The organism is Campylobacter sp. RM19073 (assembly GCF_024723495.1).
Lineage (GTDB): Bacteria > Campylobacterota > Campylobacteria > Campylobacterales > Campylobacteraceae > Campylobacter > Campylobacter porcelli.
In genome coordinates this window covers 42,580-61,616 of the sequence record NZ_JANQCT010000010.1, presented here as the reverse complement: position 1 = coordinate 61,616, position 19,037 = coordinate 42,580, and the positions used below count along the sequence as shown (strand labels likewise).

General features: G+C 35.6%; 16 protein-coding genes. 1 reads left to right on the top strand and 15 read right to left on the bottom strand.

Annotated elements, in window-relative coordinates:
* A partial coding sequence (locus tag CSUIS19073_RS05210; protein WP_337214386.1) for an autotransporter outer membrane beta-barrel domain-containing protein occupies positions 1 to 1,204 on the top strand: 1,204 nt, incomplete at its 5' end.
* 508 nt (positions 1,205 to 1,712) lie between these two features.
* Here CSUIS19073_RS05210 and infC read toward each other — a convergent pair.
* The 15 genes from infC to CSUIS19073_RS05135 form a co-directional block, all read right to left on the bottom strand.
* Positions 1,713 to 2,228 (bottom strand): translation initiation factor IF-3, encoded by a 516-nt coding sequence (gene infC, locus CSUIS19073_RS05205; protein WP_086237586.1) that lies wholly within the window; start codon positions 2,226 to 2,228, stop codon positions 1,713 to 1,715.
* Complete coding sequence (thrS, locus tag CSUIS19073_RS05200) at positions 2,225 to 4,039, bottom strand: threonine--tRNA ligase (RefSeq protein ID WP_086237585.1); 1,815 nt, start codon at positions 4,037 to 4,039, stop codon at positions 2,225 to 2,227. The genes infC and thrS overlap by 4 nt, the downstream gene beginning before the upstream one ends.
* 111 nt (positions 4,040 to 4,150) lie before the next feature.
* On the bottom strand, positions 4,151 to 4,963 hold the full coding sequence (locus CSUIS19073_RS05195) for a 3'(2'),5'-bisphosphate nucleotidase CysQ family protein (RefSeq protein WP_086237584.1): 813 nt from the start codon (positions 4,961 to 4,963) through the stop codon (positions 4,151 to 4,153).
* Positions 4,935 to 6,206, bottom strand: coding sequence for a citrate synthase (locus CSUIS19073_RS05190; protein ID WP_086237583.1), 1,272 nt, complete (start codon positions 6,204 to 6,206; stop codon positions 4,935 to 4,937). Before CSUIS19073_RS05190 ends, CSUIS19073_RS05195 begins: the two co-directional genes overlap by 29 nt.
* 78 nt (positions 6,207 to 6,284) lie before the next feature.
* The gene (locus CSUIS19073_RS05185; RefSeq protein ID WP_086242441.1) at positions 6,285 to 7,451 is read right to left on the bottom strand and encodes a cation:proton antiporter; all 1,167 of its coding nucleotides are present in this window, start codon (positions 7,449 to 7,451) and stop codon (positions 6,285 to 6,287) included.
* Positions 7,432 to 8,277 (bottom strand): biotin synthase, encoded by an 846-nt coding sequence (locus CSUIS19073_RS05180; protein WP_236845286.1) that lies wholly within the window; start codon positions 8,275 to 8,277, stop codon positions 7,432 to 7,434. Before CSUIS19073_RS05180 ends, CSUIS19073_RS05185 begins: the two co-directional genes overlap by 20 nt.
* Entirely contained in the window at positions 8,267 to 10,351 is a 2,085-nt protein-coding gene (gene topA / locus CSUIS19073_RS05175; protein ID WP_086242440.1) for a type I DNA topoisomerase, read from the bottom strand. Before topA ends, CSUIS19073_RS05180 begins: the two co-directional genes overlap by 11 nt.
* A gap of 80 nt (positions 10,352 to 10,431) precedes the next feature.
* Positions 10,432 to 11,838: an NADH-quinone oxidoreductase subunit N gene (locus CSUIS19073_RS05170; RefSeq protein WP_086242439.1), complete on the bottom strand. Its 1,407-nt coding sequence runs from the start codon at positions 11,836 to 11,838 to the stop codon at positions 10,432 to 10,434.
* Positions 11,835 to 13,313 carry a complex I subunit 4 family protein gene (locus tag CSUIS19073_RS05165; RefSeq protein ID WP_086242438.1) on the bottom strand — a complete coding sequence of 493 codons (1,479 nt, stop codon included), beginning with the start codon at positions 13,311 to 13,313 and terminating at the stop codon, positions 11,835 to 11,837. The genes CSUIS19073_RS05170 and CSUIS19073_RS05165 overlap by 4 nt, the downstream gene beginning before the upstream one ends.
* Positions 13,310 to 15,115 carry an NADH-quinone oxidoreductase subunit L gene (gene nuoL / locus CSUIS19073_RS05160; protein ID WP_086242437.1) on the bottom strand — a complete coding sequence of 602 codons (1,806 nt, stop codon included), beginning with the start codon at positions 15,113 to 15,115 and terminating at the stop codon, positions 13,310 to 13,312. Before nuoL ends, CSUIS19073_RS05165 begins: the two co-directional genes overlap by 4 nt.
* Positions 15,105 to 15,413 (bottom strand): NADH-quinone oxidoreductase subunit NuoK, encoded by a 309-nt coding sequence (nuoK, locus tag CSUIS19073_RS05155; RefSeq protein WP_086242436.1) that lies wholly within the window; start codon positions 15,411 to 15,413, stop codon positions 15,105 to 15,107. The genes nuoL and nuoK overlap by 11 nt, the downstream gene beginning before the upstream one ends.
* Positions 15,406 to 15,900: an NADH-quinone oxidoreductase subunit J family protein gene (locus CSUIS19073_RS05150; RefSeq protein WP_086242435.1), complete on the bottom strand. Its 495-nt coding sequence runs from the start codon at positions 15,898 to 15,900 to the stop codon at positions 15,406 to 15,408. Before CSUIS19073_RS05150 ends, nuoK begins: the two co-directional genes overlap by 8 nt.
* A complete protein-coding gene (locus CSUIS19073_RS05145) occupies positions 15,900 to 16,397 on the bottom strand; it encodes a NuoI/complex I 23 kDa subunit family protein (RefSeq protein ID WP_180379382.1) in 498 nt (165 codons plus the stop codon). Before CSUIS19073_RS05145 ends, CSUIS19073_RS05150 begins: the two co-directional genes overlap by 1 nt.
* Positions 16,387 to 17,661: a complex I subunit 1/NuoH family protein gene (locus CSUIS19073_RS05140; RefSeq protein ID WP_086242434.1), complete on the bottom strand. Its 1,275-nt coding sequence runs from the start codon at positions 17,659 to 17,661 to the stop codon at positions 16,387 to 16,389. Before CSUIS19073_RS05140 ends, CSUIS19073_RS05145 begins: the two co-directional genes overlap by 11 nt.
* Entirely contained in the window at positions 17,658 to 19,037 is a 1,380-nt protein-coding gene (locus CSUIS19073_RS05135; protein WP_086242433.1) for a 2Fe-2S iron-sulfur cluster-binding protein, read from the bottom strand. Before CSUIS19073_RS05135 ends, CSUIS19073_RS05140 begins: the two co-directional genes overlap by 4 nt.

The window sequence follows — 19,037 nt, the reverse complement described above, 5'->3', positions numbered from 1 at the left end:
TAATACTATAATAGTAGAAGTAAAAGAAGATGCCTATAAGCCTACAAATGCCTCACAAGCGACAAACTTAGCAGTATCTCAAGCATTAAAACAAATTAGAGAGTTATCAAATTTAAATCAGGATTATCAAAATTTCTTTGGTAGATTAGATACTTTAAACCAAGAAGTAAAAGATGAGATTCTATCTAGCACAAACCCAAATGATACTCTTTCAAATACAAAAGATACACTAAATTTCCAAAATCGCTCTATGCTAAATAATATCTCCTTTTTAGCTGGTGGCTCATTAGGCAATACTGCTAAAGTCGCCGCAATAGCTAAAAATTCGCAATTAGCCCTTATAAATAGCGATATGGCTGATAATATGGTCTATGATATCTTACAAAGCTATAATGACGCTTTAAGCAAAAGTGAGATCTCAAGCAAGGTCTCATACACGCACTTCAAAGGCGATGAATATAAAACCAACGCCTACTCTGTGGATCTAAATACCAAAAAATGGATAAGCGATGATGTGAGAGTGGGGGCATTTTTAAACTACTCATACCAAAAGGGAGATTATAAATTTTCAGACCTAACAAGTCAAATAATCTCTATTGGGTTAAATGGCTTAAAAGATTTTGGGGCTGTAAATTTAATAGGCGGAGTGGATTTTGGGCTATCATTTAACGATATGGAGCGTCAAATTTTAACGCAAGATACAAAGCTTCAAGCAAATTATAAGAGCTATTTTGTATCAACAGAGCTTGGTATATCAAAAGATTTTATCATCAATGATAATCTTGTTTGGACGCCAATTTCTATCTTAAATTACATATACTCTAAGCAAGATAGCTTTAAAGAGAGTGGCGGCATACTTGCTAAAGGCTATAATGATATAGATATAGATACCTTAAATTTAAGCCTAGGCGGAAATCTAGCCTATAGCTTCATCAGCCAAGACAACACCTTTACTACGCTAAATGGCTTTGCGTTTTACACAAGGCGTTTAAATAGCGATAACTTTGCTAGTAAAGAGTATTTTGTCGATGCGAGTAATAGCACTTGGACGCATAATTATAAGCTAAATAAAGATAGCGTTTATTTTGGTATCGATACAAATATTGAAAAAGGGAATAAATTTATCAAATTCCTTGTCTCAAGTGAGATAGCAAAGGACGAACATAGCGTAAATACAGCTATCACAGCTGGGCTTAGATTTTAATATTGATTTAGCTCTTGAGGGCTAAATCAACTCATTTATAGAGATTTAATAGCACTAAAATTTATTCTAATCTTTAATAAGTGGTAGCAAAAGTAATAAACCTAAAATATCTTAATTTGGTATTATAAACCAAGGGCGATGGAGCTAAGAGCCACATTCTAAAGCTTTAAAAGGCGGATTATTGAGCTAATAATAAAAGTATTTTATTACTTTTCAAGCATAAAAATTTATATTTTACACAGATTTATAAAAACTACGCAAAGCTAACACAGGAGAAATTAGCATAAATTAGGGATACAACACCCAAATTTAGCTAAATTTATGGTATTTGGAGCAAATAAATCTAATAAATTCCATCTTATCTCAAATAGCAATCACTTCATTTGTCTCTAAGCTTTTAATTTATTATTACAGAAATTTAGCACCGCACCCAAAAACAAATATCAACAAAACTGCAAATATCTAAAAATACTTTTTAACAAAAACCACGCTAAAAAATAGCAAAACGCTATTTTTTAGGTGTTACAAGCATATTGACATAACGACCTTCTAGTGTTGGCGTCTTATCTCTATCAGCATACTCTTGGATATTCTCCCAAATTTTCTCTAGCAAGGTTACCCCGATTTCAGGAGTAGACATTTCACGACCTTTTAAAAATACTCTAAATTTGACATATTTGCCTTCAGATAGAAACTCTTGTGCGTGTTTTACCTTGTAATTTATATCATTTTGTGCGATTTTAGCAGAGAGCTTAATCTCTTTAATCTCAATTACCTTTTGTTTCTTTTTAGCCTCTTTTTGCTTCTTTTCTTGCTGATAGCGGAACTTTCCATAGTCCATTATCTTACACACTGGCGGCTTAGCATCAGCAGCTATCAATACTAGATCTAACCCCATCTTACTAGCTATGCTTAACGCTTCATCTTTGCTAATGACACCATAAGCCGTGCCATCATCTCCTACACATCTAACCTCGCTTGCACGAATCTCTTCGTTTAGATAAACCTCTTTATCTTTACTCAAATACTCACCTCGTTTAATTTGGTTTGGACTAAGCTATAAAATTCATCTAAGCTTATATCCTTTTGCTCTCTAGCCCTACGATCTCGCAAAGCTACACCTTTATTTGCTACTTCATTATCGCCAAGCACTATTATCATAGGTACTCTTTGTTTTTCTGCATTTCTAATTTTTTTATTTAATGTCTCATTTTTGCTAAAAATTTCGCTATCTACATTCATATCAAGTAGTTTTGTATAGATCTCCTTAGCATAATCCAAATGCGTCTGATTAATTGGTATAATCACAACTTGAGTTGGTGCGATCCAAAATGGCAACTCCCCAGCTGTGTGCTCAAGCAAAATTCCAATAAATCTCTCAAAACTACCCAAAATAGCTCTATGAAGCATTACTGGCTGCTTTCTTTCGTTATTTTCATCAATATACTCTAAATTAAATCTAGCTGGTAAGTTAAAATCCACTTGTATAGTTCCGCACTGCCACTTTCTTTTTAGAGCATCAGTAATTTTAATATCGATTTTTGGACCATAAAATGCCCCGCCACCTTCATCAATACCATATTTTAGCCCTTTTTCATCAAGGGCATCTTTTAAGGCTTTTGTAGCAATCTCCCAAACCTCATCATCGCCTACAGCCTTAGCTGGTTTAGTCGAGATCTCCATCTCATAGCTAAACCCAAAAGCCCCCATAAGCATATCAACAAAGCTTAAAATTTCATACACATTCTCTTTAATCTGGCTTGGCATACAAAATAGATGAGCATCATCTTGAGTAAATTCACGCACCCTAAAAAGCCCGTGCAAAACACCGCTTTTTTCATGTCTATGCACCACACCATACTCAAAAAATTTAAGCGGCAAATCTCGATAGCTTCTAATTTCGCTTTGATAGACCTTTATATGGCCTACGCAATTCATCGGTTTTATACCATATTCTTGCTCATCAATTGTCGTAAAATACATATTTTCTTTATAATTTGTATAGTGACCGCTGATTTTCCACGCATCGCTTTTTAGGATTTCAGGGCCACGAACTGGCTCATAGCCACGAAGTCTATGAGTGCGATATAACTTATGCTCCAAGCGACTTCTAAGCCTTGAGCCATTTGGTAGCCAAATAGGGAGTCCCACCCCCACGCTATCATCAAAGGTAAAAAACTTCATCTCGCTTCCAAGCTTTCTGTGATCTCGTTTTTTAGCCTCTTCTATGATCCTAATATGCTCATTTAAGCTCTCTTTATCAGCATAAGCCGTGCCGTAAATTCTAGTTAGCATTTCACGATTTTCATCACCGCCTAGATACGCCCCAGCAATTCTAGTAAGCTTAAAAAATCTAGCAAAAATCGTATTTGGGATATGTGGCCCACGGCAAATATCCTCAAATTCGCCTTGAGAATATAAGCTCACATCGCCATCTGGTATGCGTTTTAAGACCTCTTGTTTTAGATCATCATCTGCATATTTGACCGCTACTTCACTTTTAGTTGAGCCGATTTTGATAATTGGCGTCTTAGCAAGAGCTAGCTCTTTCATCTTCTTTTCTATTACTGCTAAATCATCTTCGCCAAGCTTGCTTCCATCGCTTTTACTTACACGCATATCGTAGTAAAAGCCATCTTCAATGGCTGGACCAACAAAAAATTTAACATCTGGATAAAGCTCTTTAATCGCCGCTGCCATCAAATGCGCACAGGAGTGGCGTATGATCTCAAGTGCCTCTTTGGAGTTATCAAATTTAATTTCGCTACCACCGCCGGTGTAGCTTTGTGTATCTACTATTTTACCATTTACATTATATCCGATTATTTCACTCATATACTCTCTTTTCAAAAAAAACGAAATACTAAATTTTATCTAATTGTATTTTAACTTAAACTGAATTTTAATAAAATTTAAGCTAATGCTAAAAGTTAATTTAGACTTCAATTAATCAATATTATTGCTAAATTTAATATTTTTCGATGAATTTAGATAGTCTAAATATCTGCTTAAATTTGGCTTTTGTAAGCTACTCAAAGCTATAAAATTATCATTTAATGTCTCCTTTTTAGCATAATTTAAAGGTTTTAAATCACTTAAAGATAGCATAATTCCACCACTTTGATGAAGTAAAAAATCCCCAGCAGCCGTATCCCACAAACTAGAGCCATATAGCCTGATAAATACCCCAGCAAAACCTTGAACTAGATATGGAAATTTGATAGCTGAGCTGAGTTTAATAATATCTAAATTAAAATTTTTAGCAAATTTATCTATATCGTTTTTAGATTTTCCGCTTATTAATGAGCTTTCATTCTCATTTATACTGATAATCTCGCCATTTTTATATATGCTAGAGCCTTGATAGCTACTATATATTTGATTATGAACTGGAGAGTATATCACTCCTAAAATTGGTCTAGAGCGATAAATCAACGCTATACACACACAAAATTCTCCACTCCTAGATACAAATTCCCTAGTCCCATCAAGCGGATCAACTAGCCAAAATATAGAGCTTTCATCTCTTTGATTAAATGGCAAGATACTCTCTTCAGAGCATATTGGAATTTGAGTTTTGCTTAAGATTTTATATATAGCCTCATTAGCTGATAAATCAGCCGTTGTAAGAAGTGAATTATCTTTTTTATAATAAATTTGAAACTTACTATAAGATTTTAAGATCTCTGCCCCAGCGGCAAGCGCCGCCTTTAGGGCAATTTGATGTAGATTACTTAGGTTGAGATGCTGGTCCGACATATAGCTGTCTTGGGCGAACAATTTTGATATTATCTTGAGATTTTAGCTCCATCCATTGACTTAACCAGCCAGGAACCCTACCCATCACAAAGATAGCCGCAAACATCTCATTTGGAATTCCTAAAGCTTTTAAGATTACGCCACTATGGAAATCAACATTTGGATAGAGATTTCTTGATACGAAATACTCATCATTTAATGCTATCTCTTCAATTCTAGTAGCGACTTTTATTAGATTGCTATCGATACCGATTTCATCAATTAATTTATCTCTTAATCCTTTTAAGACTTTCGCTCTTGGGTCAAAGTTTTTATAAACTCTATGCCCAAAGCCCATTAGACGGAATGGGTCATTTTTATCTTTTGCTTTTTTGATGAATTCATCTACTCTATCTGGAGTGCCTATCATCTCAAGCTGTCTTATAACGCCCTCATTAGCACCACCATGAGCATGACCCCAAAGCGCACCTATACCAGCACTTATACAAGAGTATGGATGAGCGTGAGTTGAGCCAACAGTTCTAACTGTGGTAGTAGAGGCGTTTTGCTCGTGGTCTGCGTGTAGCATTAGTATGGTATCAAAGGCTTTTACTTCGATTGGTTTTAGATCTACTTTATCGTGCGGGAATGCTCTTAACATATATAAGAAATTCTCTGTAAATCCGCGATCCAAATCTGGATAAATCACAGGGAAGCCTCTTACATGGCGATAGTGAAATGCTATCATAGTAGGGATTTTAGCTACCATTCTTTTAGCTAATTCCATATAATCTTTCATATCATCAAAGCTCATATCCCTTTTGTAGTAGGCACTCATAGTAGCCACACTAGCTTGTAAAACTGCCATAGGATGAGCCTTATCAGGGAAACAGTCAAATAGCTTAATCATCTTCTCATTTAGATAACTTCTCTCTTTTAACTCTTGGCGAAATGCGTTTAATTCATCATCGCTTGGGAGTTTGCCGTTAAATAGTAGATATACTAAATCTAGATATTTTTTATTCTCAGCAAGCCACGCTATATCATAGCCCCTATGCATCAAAGTGCCAGCCTCGCCATCGATATATGTAATAGCTGAGCGACACATCGCAGTGCTAGTATATCCACGGTCAAATGTAAACATACCAGTATCTTTATATAAAGTAGATATATCTATAACGCTAGGCCCTAAAGTACCATCAAGAATAGGAAATTCATAACTCTTTCCATTTCTGTTGTCAGTTAATGTTACTGTGTTACTCATTTTGATCCTTTTATTAAAATTTTTTATATCTTATCTAAATTTTATTTAAATTAAATTGCCCTTAAATATCTAACTTAATTATTTAAGGCGAAATTTAAGATAATTTGTAAATTTTATTAATATCATAGACAAAATCACCTCAAAAATACTAGCAATAATAAAAGCAAAATATAGCTCTTTTGGTATATTCCCAGCATTATAAGCCACAGTAGCTACTGCCACTAAAAGCGTAAGTGGCATTGAGAGCGATAAACCAAAAAGAATGCTATCATACAATCCAAAACGCTTTATAAATATCATAGAAGCCATCACACGCACAATAATCATAAATATCATTAGTTTTACAGCATTATCAATCACTCCAGGCGTTAAAATATAGCCAAGCTCCACGGTCGTGCCAATATATACAAAAAATATAGGCACTAAAAAGCCAAACCCAAAGCTACCAAGCTTATGTGGGAGATCTTTTTTATGATTAAAAAATGTCGCTATAAAACTTCCAGCGATAAACGCACCTAAGACAATCTCTAAATTTAGATATATCATCACTGCTACAGTGCTAAAAAATAAAGCCATAGAAAGGCGAATATCCTTCTCGCTCTTATCATCGTGTGGCATTAGTAGAATTTTAAGATTTGGATACCACCAAAATAGCACTTCAAGCCCCTTAAATCCAAGCATACAAAGCACAATAAATAATATAAGATAGTATATACTGCTAAATAATTCAGCCGAGCTACCAAATTCAATATACGCTGACATAAGGGTTAAAAGAGCGATACTTACTACCTCTCCTATACCTCCAGCTATCATAGCTGTATTTAGCCAAGGCTCATTTTTACCATACTCTTTAAAAAGGGTAGATAGTATCCCAACAGACATAAGTGGCACCACCACAATAACCAAAAATATCGGCGATATAAATACCCCGATAATCCCAGCTATAATGTATAAAATAGCGATATAAGAAAGGACTAACTTTATAATGCTTTTTTCGATTTTAAAAAACGATTTTAGATCTATCTCTGTCCCAGCTAAAAACATAAGATAGAAAAACCCAACTTCTGCTACTATCTTAAATGGCTCACTATGCGGGATAAAACCAAAAAACCCACAAAGAATTCCCAAAATAATCTCTATAGGAGCAATTGGTATCTTTGTTATTTTGGAAATATATGGCGATATGAAAATTATAAACGCCAAAACTAATAAAATAGAAAGCTCATTAGTGGCACTGTGATGCAAACTCAAAGCCTCTTTTTCTTAGCTCAGCTATATCCTTACTAGCAACCTCGCCACTAGTAGTAAGATAATCACCAACCACGATGGCACTAGCGCCATTTTCTAAAATTTCATACTGTCTATCTCCTAGCACTACCTCTCTACCGCCAGCTACCATTATTCTAGTATTTGGCAAGGCTTTGGCTGTATCTTTTAATATACCTAAAGCCTCATCGGCACTAAGCTTTGGCTCTTTGATTTTTAATGCGGGATTTGGTATGAAAAAATTAATAGGGCTAGTAAATGGATTTAGCTCTTTGAGTGAATTTCTAAAGCTTATCCTATCTTCATTGCTCTCTCCAAGCCCATAAATCCCACCGCAGCATAGCTCAAGACCGGCTTTTTTAGCATTTAAATTCGTCTCAAATCTCTCATCCCAGCTATGAGTGGAGCAAATTTTAGGGAAAAACTCACGGCTTGTTTCAAGATTGTGGTTATAGCTGAAAATTCCAGCATTTTTAAGCTCTTTTAAGCTCTCATAACTCGCACTTCCATTACAGGCTATAAGCATTAGCTCAGGCACCTCTTTTTGCAAAGTTTTAGCAGTTTGGCAGATAAACTCAAGCTTGTTATCATCAAGCCCCCTACCGCTAGTTACAAGGCAAAAGCCAAGAGCTTTATTAGCTCTAGCCATTTTGGCTTCAGTTAAAATTTGCTCTATGCTTTTTTGTTTATATCTATTTATATCAGCTTTTACATGAGCGCTTTGAGTGCAATACGCACAATCTTCAGGACAATTTCCACTACTAACATTACATATCGCACAGAGCATTACTACCTTATTTGTCATCTTTCACCTCTTCTTTAAATTTACACTGCAAACACTCGTTAAAATCGCCTTTTTTTAACTCTTTTAAGATCATAGGAGCGTTACAACTTGGGCAATTCTTGCCAGCTGGTTTATATTTGCTTATAAAATTACATTTTGGATAGTTTAAACAGCCATAAAATTTCCCTTTTTTTCCAAATCTCTCTACCAATTCACCACCGCATTCAGGGCATTTTATACCTATTTTAGTGGGTTCTTTTTTCTCTAATTTATCAGATTTGCCCAAATTTCTACTATATTTACATTTTGGGAAATTTAAACAGGCTATAAACTCGCCAAATCTACCCTTTCTCTTAACTAGCTCCCCACCGCATTCAGGGCATTTCTCGCCTATTGGTTCGGCTACTTTTTGGCTTTTTATATTTGTCTTTCCATCATTGATTTTTTGGATAAAAGGGTTATAAAAGCTAGATAGCACCTCTTGCCAATTGGCTTTATTCTCAGCAATATCATCAAGCTTTTTCTCCATTTTAGAAGTAAATTCGCTATCTACAATATCATTAAAATGCTCTTCAAGCACCGAAGTCATGGTAAATGCAATATCATTTGGTATTAGCTGCTTTTTCTCTACTTTTACATAATCACGGCTTGTTAAAAGCGAAATAGTCGGCGCATAGGTGCTAGGTCTGCCAATCCCAAGACTCTCTAGCTTTTTTACCAGTCCAGCCTCAGAGTAGCGACTAGGTGGCTCGGTAAAATGGCTGCTGCTTTGCATACTTTGGACGATTAAATCATCGCCGATATTTAAAGATGGCAAGACTATATCCTTGTCTATATCGCCATAAACCTTATAAAATCCATCAAATATCACCTTTCTGCCTGAGAGTTTGAATTTAGAATTATCGCTTTTTATGATGATATTTTGCGTTTGAGATATGCTAGGATTCATCTGGGAGGCCAAAAATCTATTATAGATAAGGGTGTAAAGCTTTAAAAGATCTTTATCTAAAAATTTAGCAGCAATATCAGGAGTAAAGCTCAAATTTGTCGGTCGAATGGCTTCATGAGCCTCTTGAGCGCCCTTGCTTTTAGTCGCATATATTTGAGCCTTTGATGGCAAGTATTTATCACCAAATTCGCTCTTTATAAGCTTCCTTGCAGCTTCTACTGCCTCTTTGGCTAAATTTAAACTATCAGTTCTCATATAGGTTATAGCACCCATAAATCCACTATTTGTCTGGACACCTTCATATAGAGTTTGGGCTAACATCATAGTCTTTTTAGGGCTAAAGCCAAGCCTATTTGACGCACTTTGCTGAAGAGTTGAAGTCATAAAAGGCGGTTGTGGGCTAGTTTTTCTCTCTTTGGATTCAATATCGCTAATTTTAAATTTATCTTCTTTTAAAATATCTAAAATATATTTGGCTCTTTGGGGGTTAGTTATAGTGAGTTTTTCTATTTTTGAGCCTTGGAATTCGATAAGCTCAGCTTCTAAATCATCTTTAAATTTAGTATCAATGCTAAAGTATTCAACACTCTTAAATTCCCTTATCTCTCGCTCACGATCAACTAAAATTTTAAGAGCTGAGCTTTGAACCCTGCCAGCACTTAGGCCCCTTTGAATTTTGATATTTAAAAGCGGACTTAGCTTATATCCTACTATTCTATCTAGAAGTCTTCTTGCTTGTTGTGCATTTACGCTATTCATATCTAGCTCTCTAGGATTAGCTAGAGCTGCTTCAATGGCACTCTTTGTGATTTCGTGAAAGACTATTCTAGGTAGAGTTTCAGGCCTTTTACCAATTGCTGTTGCGATATGATAAGCAATCGCCTCGCCCTCTCTATCCTCATCGGTCGCAAGATAGATGGTATCAGCACTCTTAGCAAGCTCTTTAATCTCTTTTACTATAGCGGAGTGGTCGCTGCTAATCCTATACTCTGGAGTAAATTTATCCCCTTCTATCTTAATGCCAAAGCTAGATTTAGGCAAGTCTCTAATATGCCCTTTACTAGCTATAACCTTATACTCAGAACTTAAGAAATTTTTTATAGTTTTAGCTTTAGCTGGAGATTCAACTATTATTAACTTACTCATATATCGCCCCAAATTCAGTTAGGCGTAATTTTACCAAAAAACTATAAAATAGATATAAAACAGTCTAACAATAGCTAAATTTAGCCCACTATCAAAGATAAATAGCCTAAAATTGAGCTAATCCCAATCCCCTCTAAAATCACAAAAGCAATCGCTAAAATACTTAAAATTCCTATCCAGACAGCTCTACATTTTGGGATTATGATAGCTTGATTTGGCGATTTAAAATATATGCTAATTATGATTCTTAAATAGTAATATACTGATAAAATGGTATTAATGATACCAAAAATTGCCAAATACGCATTACCAGCTTCAAAAGCACTTGAGAATACATAAACCTTACCCAAAAATCCCACCGTATATGGAAATCCAATATATGAAAGGCAGATAATAGTAAATGCTAGTGCGCCAAGCGGTGAGCTTTTATATAATCCTGCGATGGAGTCTATGGTAACTTGTTTATCGCCAAAGAGTGAATTTAAAAGCAAAAAGCCAAATCCAGTTGTAATAGCATAAATCGTGATATAAAACACCCCAGCAAATAGCGGATTTTCGACATTCAAACTAGCTAAATTTATAAAAATATACCCAGCATGAACGATCCCAGCGGCTATTAAAATCTTTTTGACATCAATCTCTTTTAGGCTTAGAAAGTTGCCTATAAACATACTAAATATCGCCACAACGCTAAATATAATGGCTAAAATCTCATCCCAGCCACCGCTATAAAGCAAGGCAAATTTAATCAGCATTCCAAAACTAGCTAATTTAAACGCCCCGACTAAATATCCAGTTATACTCGTGCTTGCTCCATAATACACATCAATGCTCCAGCGATAAAAGCCAAAAATCGCAATCTTAAAAAACATCATAGAGATAATTAGCATAGCGCCAATTGTAGCAATAAGTGATGGGGATATTAATCTGCTTATTATCTCATATTTTGTTGTTTGCGTATCGCCAAAAATCAGCGCCGCACCAAGCAAATAAAACGCACTCATAAATGATGAAAGCAAGAAGTATTTAAAGGCCGCTTCAATGCTTTTGGTGTTTGAATTTAAAGCTATCATAGCATATATGGATATGGAGGCAATCTCTATAAAAATCAGCGTGGTTATAATTTCGCTTGAGATTATCATACCTATCATACCAAATGAGGCTAAATTTGCTAATGCTATAAGCTCAGGCTTAAAATAGCTCTCATCATCGCTAAAATATAAAGTAGCTAAAAATATCATCATAAGAAAGGCTATAACAACGCAAAATATAAACTCAAATTGCCCAAGAATTATAAATTCATTAACAAAAAATGGTATATCACTACTAAATATCTGAACTCTAAAAGCAAAAAATGAGATTAAAATAACAGTCCAAAAAGCTAAATTTAACCCTAAAAGCAGGGCTTTATTAATCCTTGTAACGCTTAAAAATATATTAGCTATAATAGCGGCTATTGATAGTAAAAAAGGTGTTAAAGCTATCATTCTTGCCCCTTTAAATTTGATTTTATATATTTTTCATAGTGGCTTTGGATCGTGCTTTGCGATAGATCTAATATCGGCTTAGGATATAGACCCATTATAAATATCACAATAGCCACCAAACCAAAGGCTATAACTTGAGATTTACTAAGCTCTTTGAATTTATCTGTAACTTCATTTACACTTTGTAAAATCGCCTTGCGATAAACCACAAACATATAAACCGCACCGATGATAATAGAAGTTGTAGCGATAACCCCATAGATTAAATTTGATTTAAATAATCCCACTAAAATCAAAAGCTCAGCCACAAAGCCAATTGTCGTAGGAAGCCCCACGCTTGAGAGCATCATAATGCCAAATAGCGTAGCAAAAATAGGAGCCTTATGAGCTATACCACCAAGATTACTAATCTTGCGAGTGCCTAGCTGTGAGCTAATAATACCTACCATCAAAAACATCGCACCACTAGTTAATGCGTGAGCTATAATCTGATATAACGCCCCGCTCATCGCTACGCTATCAAGGCTAAATACCCCAGCTAAGATTAATCCTAAATGCGAAGCTGAAGCAAACGCTAAAAGGGTTTTAAAGTCATCACACCTAAGTGCAATCACTCCAAAATATATCATAGAAAATATCCCAAGCGCTACAAAATAGCTAGAAAATTCAACAAAACTAAGCGAAAATATCGGCAATACAAATCTTAAAATCGCAAATATCGCCACCTTAGAAGCAATGGCTGAGAGCATAAAGGTAGCCACGCTAGGCGAGTGTGTGTATGCCCCACTAAGCCACATATGAAATGGAAATATAGGAAGCTTAATCACAAAAGCTATCATAAAGCTAAAAAATAGTATTCGCTCAGCCATTAAGCTTAAATTTAAATTAGCCAAATCGGCTAAAGCAAAGCTATAAAAGCCAAATTCCAAATAGTGTGCCACGCCAAGATAGATAATCGCCCCAAGCATAATCATTGACCCAAATATCGCATAATACATCATATCTAGCATAGCTTTAGCTCTTTTAACGCTCTTACCATATAAACCAGTCATTATAAATATCGGCAAGAGCATCATCTCCCATCCAGCATAGAAAAATATCAAATCAAGTGAGCTACAAACAGCCAAAAATCCACTCTCTATAAAAAGCAAATTCGCCCAAAAGCCCCTCTCTTGATCCCTAAGCACAAAAAACAAAAATGGCAAAAATAGAGTAATAATCAAAATAAGATAGATATTAATCCCATCAACGCCAACCATATATGTAATCCCATAGCTTTGCACTAGCGGGATAATATCTACAAACTGCACTCCACCAGCTGGGTCAAAGCCAATAGTCATAGTAACAGCCAAAATCGCCACAAAAACAGAGCCACTAAAAGCTATAATCTTACCCCAAAAATTATTACAAAACAGAGCTATAAAAACCCCTAATAAAAATGGTATAAATATAATCAAACTCAAGATACTACTCATAAAATAGCCTTTGAAAATATAATAATAACACAGATGAAAAATAGCATATAAAACGCATATGAACTAGCTAAGCCACTTTGAGTGTATCTAGCATAAATTTGGCTAAATGCCCTAAATGCTAAAGCACTAAGCTCAACAAGCGGATATAAAATTTTATCATCTACAATCTTGCGTAAAAAGCAGCTAATTCGCTTTAAATTTTCTACAAAAACAAAATCATATATCTCATCTATGTAGAATTTATTTGCTACGATAATCTCAAATTTACCCATTTTCTCCTCGCAGTTTTTGTAGTTATAAAATTTCTTATAAGCGATGAAAATACCAATAGCAGATACCACCATACTCACCACTCCAGCGATGATCTCTACCATCAAAGTCGGATGATTAATATCTAAAAATATAGCCATAAATCCACCACCTAAAGCAAATAAACAAAGTATATAATTCACCCCAAGCATACTAAATGGCACCTTATGCTGTTTTGGTGCTGGATTTTGCGAGTAAAATACTAAGAAAAATAGCCTAAAGCAATAATATGCCGTAAGACCTGCGGTAAATAGCAAGATGGCAAATATCGTATAATGCCCTGAGAGCAACGCCCCAAGGATAATAGCATCTTTGGAGAAAAATCCAGCAAAAGGAAATATCCCGCTAATTGCAAGCATACCAAATAGCATTGGGTAATATAGAGATTTATTATCCTTTAAATTCCCCATTTTAAAGATATTTTGCTCATGATGAAGTGCTATGATTATAGCTCCAGCACTCAAAAACAGAAGTGCTTTAAAAAATCCATGGGTAAATAGATGATACATAGCAGCCCCAGAGCTATAGCTAAGCGCAGCGAACATATATCCTAATTGACTCATAGTAGAGTAGGCTAAAATCTTTTTAATATCAGTAGCCTTTGTAGCGATAATCCCAGCAAACAACGCTCCAGCCGCACCAATCCCAGCTAAAACCTCCACTGGCAAACTAAGCCCAGCAAATAAAAACTCAAACCTAACCACCATATAAACCCCAGCTGTAACCATAGTCGCAGCGTGGATTAGGGCTGAGATTGGCGTTGGGCCAGCCATCGCATCAGGTAGCCAAGTGTATAGCGGAATTTGAGCTGATTTAGCCAAAGCTCCAGCGATAAAACAAAATGCGATAAATATCGCCACACTAGGGCTAAAGCTAACTTCATTTAAGCCAATATAATCAAATTTAACCCCACTACTAGCAAGATATAAAGCAATAAGCCCAATCAAAAAGCCAAAATCACCAATTCTATTTAAGATAAAGGCTTTATTACCAGCTTTTACATTATCTTTATCATTAAAATAAAAGGCGATTAATAGATATGAGCATACGCCCACACCCTCCCAGCCAACAAACATTAAAATAGGATTATTAGCCAAAACCAAAATCAGCATTGAAGCTAAGAATAAATTCATATAGCAAAAAAACTTACCAAAGCCCTCATCGCCATCCATATATCCTATAGAATAAAAATGGATAAGCATACCCAAAAATGCTACAAATATCGCCATCACAAGGCTAAGGCTATCAAGGTAAAATCCCACATTTATGCTAAATCCAGCAATATCTAGCCAGTTAAATAGCTCTAAATTTAGGCTATTTCCATAGCTATTAGCAAACAATAAAGCCATAGCTACAAAGCTAACTACAGGTCCAGCCATACCCAAAAGGGCAAAAAACCCTTGTGATAAGCCAAGAGCTCTTCTAGAAAGATATAAAATTCCAAGCAAAAAACTACCGATAATTGGTGCTAAAATTACGATATTAACTAGCATTACTATCCTTTAACTCTTTAAAGCTATCTATATTTAGGGTCTGTTTAGACTTATGCAGTAGCGTAATGAGCGCTAGACCAAAGCTAGCCTCAGCTGCGGCTATAGCGATAACTAGCATTACGATGACTTGACCATCTAAATTTAAATTAACCCTAGCAAATATCGCAAAAAGCAAAGCAACAGCATTTAACATCAGCTCAATAGACATAAAAATAGTAAAGATATTCTTACGCAAAATAACACCGCAAATCCCAATCACAAAGAGCAAAATCGCTACAAATATATAGTTCTCAACCATTATTTTTGCCTTTTAAAATCGCCACAACCCCAATCAAAGCAGCAGTTAAAAGTAGCGAAATCATCTCAAAACTAAATCCCCAGTTAAAAAATAGATATTTTCCAAGTGGAGCAATATCCCCAAACCCATCAGGCACAACCTCAAAGCTACTAGGCATTAACGCAAGCCAGTAAGCCAAAAAGCCAAAAACAACTAATGGCAAAGCGACTTGGAGCATTTGAATAAAGCTAAATTTAGCCCATAAACTATCAGATTTTATATTAAAAAACATCATCACAAATACCGATAAAACCATAATCGCTCCAGCATATACTACTATTTGGATTAAAAATAGAGTTTTAGCATATAATAAAAGATATAACCCAGCTATAGCCACAAGAGAGACAATCATAGATAATGCCCCATGGATTGGAGCTTTAAAGCTAATTAGCCCCAAAGCTCCTAAAATAGCTAAAAATGAGAAGTTAATAAACAAAAAATTCTCCATCAAAACTCTCCCCTTTTTCTACTACTAAGCTCATTTATATCGCTAATAAAGCTATCTCTACTACCTTCAACCTTAGTAAATATCCCACTATCCATTCTAATGGCATCTTTAGGACAAGCCTCCACGCAAAGCCCACAAAATACACACTCTAAAAGATCTATATTAAAAACCTTTGGAGCTTTTTCTTTGCTATTAGGTACTTCACAAGCTTCTATAAATATACACTTAGCAGGACAAGCCGTAGCACACATATCGCACGCAACGCACTTTAACTCTCCATTATCATATTTTGTTAGCCTATGAAGACCACGATACCTAGGGCTAATATCCTCTGGCTTTTGCTCTGGATACTCTAGAAATTCAATATTTTTTGTATTTAGCAAATTTCTAATAAAATGCTTAAAAGTCCTAGCCATTCCAGCGATGATATAAAATATATAAATTCGCTCTAAAAATGGCATTTTTTTACGCTCAATCTTCTTAATCTTAATTGCCATAAACCACCACCAATGCTGTAATAATAATATTTAAAATTGCCAATGGCATGAGCTTTTCCCAGCCTAAGCGTTGAATTTGGTCATATCTAAATCTAGGCAAAGTCCATCTTACCCATATAAATACAAGTAGCACGATAAAAGTTTTTAAGGCAAATACTATTAAATTCACCGCAGTAGCTACAATCTCAGCACCAAATTCACCTAAATTCCCATAAAAATATAAGCATATAATATCGATTATAGCCACTATAAAGGCTGTCAAAGCGTAGTATATGATATTCTCTTTTTTTCTATGATCTTTATTTATCTTATATCTTGTAACATTATTTTTACTAACCCACCAGATAAATAATAGACCAAAAATAGTCGCCACTCCAGCTATGCTAAGTAGCACAATCTCATAATTAGCAGCCAAACTAGCTTGTGAGAGATATGGCAAGGAGTATCCACCAAAAAATATCGTAACTATAAGCGCACTCATAGCTGTCATAGCGATATATTCAGCCATAAAAAACATAGCAAAGCTCATCGCACTATACTCTAGATGATACCCAGCTACTATCTCGCTCTCCCCTTCAGCTAGGTCAAATGGCGCTCTATTAGTCTCAGCAAAAGCACAGATGATAAATATAATCGCCGCTAATGGCTGAATAAATATCCCCCACGAAGGAAGCCCCAAAAATGAGCCTTGCTGTGCTATCACAAAATCATTTAAACTAATTGAATTATATGTAATTATCATACTAACAACAGCAAGTCCTAGCGGAATTTCATAGCTTATAGCTCCACTAGCAGCACGCAAAGAGCCTAAAAGAGAGTATTTATTATTTGAGCTCCAACCAGCTAGCATAATACCATAAATGCTAAGACTAGCAAACCCCAAATACCATAGCATACCACCATCAAATGGGATTGCTTGCATAAGGTGCTTTACCCCATCAATGGTAAAATACTCGCTAAATGGAATTACAGCTATAGTAAGCGTACTCATCAAAAATAGCACCATAGGAGCGATGGTAAATAGTGCTTTAGATCTAATGGCTGCTGGGGTAAAATCCTCTTTTATAGCTAGTTTCAAAGCATCAGCCAAGGCTTGAACTAACCCACCAAGCCTTATCCCAGCGATATTTGCTCTATTTGGGCCTGGGCGGTCTTGGATAAAGGCTGAAATTTTACGCTCTAAAAGCACCAAAACAGGTATCAAAGCCAAAATAAATATAAGAATAAACGCAATTCTAAATATAATTAGCCAAATCTCACTCATGCAAACGCCTTTAATATACTCATATCAAACTCCGCCCTATCCCCCATAAGCTCACTTACAATATCGCAAATTCTAGGGCTAAGTGGCTCAAACGCACCCTTGCTAAATCGCAATTTGCCATCTATATTTAAGGTATGTCCATCTCTGTGATAGCTACTAGCACAAACTATATCCGCATCACTGTTTGAGCCGATTTTGATTAGGTTTTCAAACTCAAATTTATTAAGAAATTCAAAATCCTTGCCAAGGTGGAAGACTATTAAATTCTTAGATTTTTTATCTAAATTTTTATCTAGTCCAAGCCTATTTAATCCAACTCGATTAGCGGTTTTATTAGGCACTCTAAGCTTTAATCCAATCTCATCTTTAAAGCTCTCGTCCCTAAAATCGCTAAATCCATATAAACTCATATTAAATTTACTAGCCAAAATCTTAATAGCGCTCATCTCTTCTATACTCAAAGAGCTTGAGATTAAAATATCATATTTATCGCCATTTGTCCTAATATCTAAGGCCAAAGATGAGATCTTAGCACTATCATCACGCTTGATTACTTGCTCATTTTTGTAGCTATAGCGACCATAATCACAGATAAAATAGCCATTTACGCTACTCTCTCTAGGTCTAAATCTATAAATTTTACTATCTTGATATTTTGCCTTATTGCTATCAATCCATATAGCACAGCCCCTTTCGCACCCTTGGCAAATAGCTGGGGTCTTTTGAAGGTGCCAAACTCGCTTTTTAAATCTAAAATCAGCCGAAGTCATCGCTCCAACAGGGCAAACATCTACTATATTACCAGCATATGGATTGTCTATTTTCTTGCCATTCATAAGCATTATATGGCTATGCTCACCACGCCCACCTACGGCTAACTCATAGCTTTGAGTGCATATTTGGGTAAATCTTACACACCTTCTACAAAGCACGCATCTCTCTTCATCATGGACTACCAAAGAGCCAAAATCCTCTCTTTTGCCCTTTCTTACCTTATCAGCTAAGCTTACCTTGGAGTCTTGTAAATCAAATTTCATATAATAATCTTGTAAATCGCACTCTCCAGCTTGATCGCAAACTGGACAATCAAGCGGATGATTGATAAACTCAAGCTCCAAAATTCCACGCTGAACTGCCCTTGTAAGATCGCTATTTATCTTAATCTCCATACCATCTTTTATCGGCGTATCACAAGCGATTTGCGGACGCTTTTGCCCCACCACTTCTATTAAGCACATTCTACAATTGCCACTAACCCCAAGTGCTTCGTGGTAGCAAAAGTGCGGAATCTCGATATTGTGTTTTTTTAGCTCAGTAATTAGGTTGCCCTTCTCATCTACGCTAAATTTCTCTCCATCAACTATAATCTCTACCAT

Bases quoted from the DNA above. Each gene is read 5' to 3' on its own strand.
- CSUIS19073_RS05150 (WP_086242435.1), bottom strand. From the start codon at position 15,900: ATGGAGAATTTTTTGTTTATTAACTTCTCATTTTTAGCTATTTTAGGA.
- CSUIS19073_RS05190 (WP_086237583.1), bottom strand. From the start codon at position 6,206: ATGAGTAACACAGTAACATTAACTGACAACAGAAATGGAAAGAGTTAT.
- thrS (WP_086237585.1), bottom strand. From the start codon at position 4,039: ATGAGTGAAATAATCGGATATAATGTAAATGGTAAAATAGTAGATACA.
- CSUIS19073_RS05165 (WP_086242438.1), bottom strand. From the start codon at position 13,313: ATGAGTAGTATCTTGAGTTTGATTATATTTATACCATTTTTATTAGGG.
- CSUIS19073_RS05145 (WP_180379382.1), bottom strand. From the start codon at position 16,397: ATGGCAATTAAGATTAAGAAGATTGAGCGTAAAAAAATGCCATTTTTA.
- CSUIS19073_RS05135 (WP_086242433.1), bottom strand. From the start codon at position 19,037: ATGGTAGAGATTATAGTTGATGGAGAGAAATTTAGCGTAGATGAGAAG.
- CSUIS19073_RS05195 (WP_086237584.1), bottom strand. From the start codon at position 4,963: ATGTCGGACCAGCATCTCAACCTAAGTAATCTACATCAAATTGCCCTA.
- CSUIS19073_RS05170 (WP_086242439.1), bottom strand. From the start codon at position 11,838: ATGATAGCTTTAACACCTTTTTTACTATCAATAGCCGCTATTATAGCT.
- CSUIS19073_RS05140 (WP_086242434.1), bottom strand. From the start codon at position 17,661: ATGAGTGAGATTTGGCTAATTATATTTAGAATTGCGTTTATTCTTATA.
- topA (WP_086242440.1), bottom strand. From the start codon at position 10,351: ATGAGTAAGTTAATAATAGTTGAATCTCCAGCTAAAGCTAAAACTATA.
- nuoK (WP_086242436.1), bottom strand. From the start codon at position 15,413: ATGGTTGAGAACTATATATTTGTAGCGATTTTGCTCTTTGTGATTGGG.
- nuoL (WP_086242437.1), bottom strand. From the start codon at position 15,115: ATGCTAGTTAATATCGTAATTTTAGCACCAATTATCGGTAGTTTTTTG.
- CSUIS19073_RS05180 (WP_236845286.1), bottom strand. From the start codon at position 8,277: ATGACAAATAAGGTAGTAATGCTCTGTGCGATATGTAATGTTAGTAGT.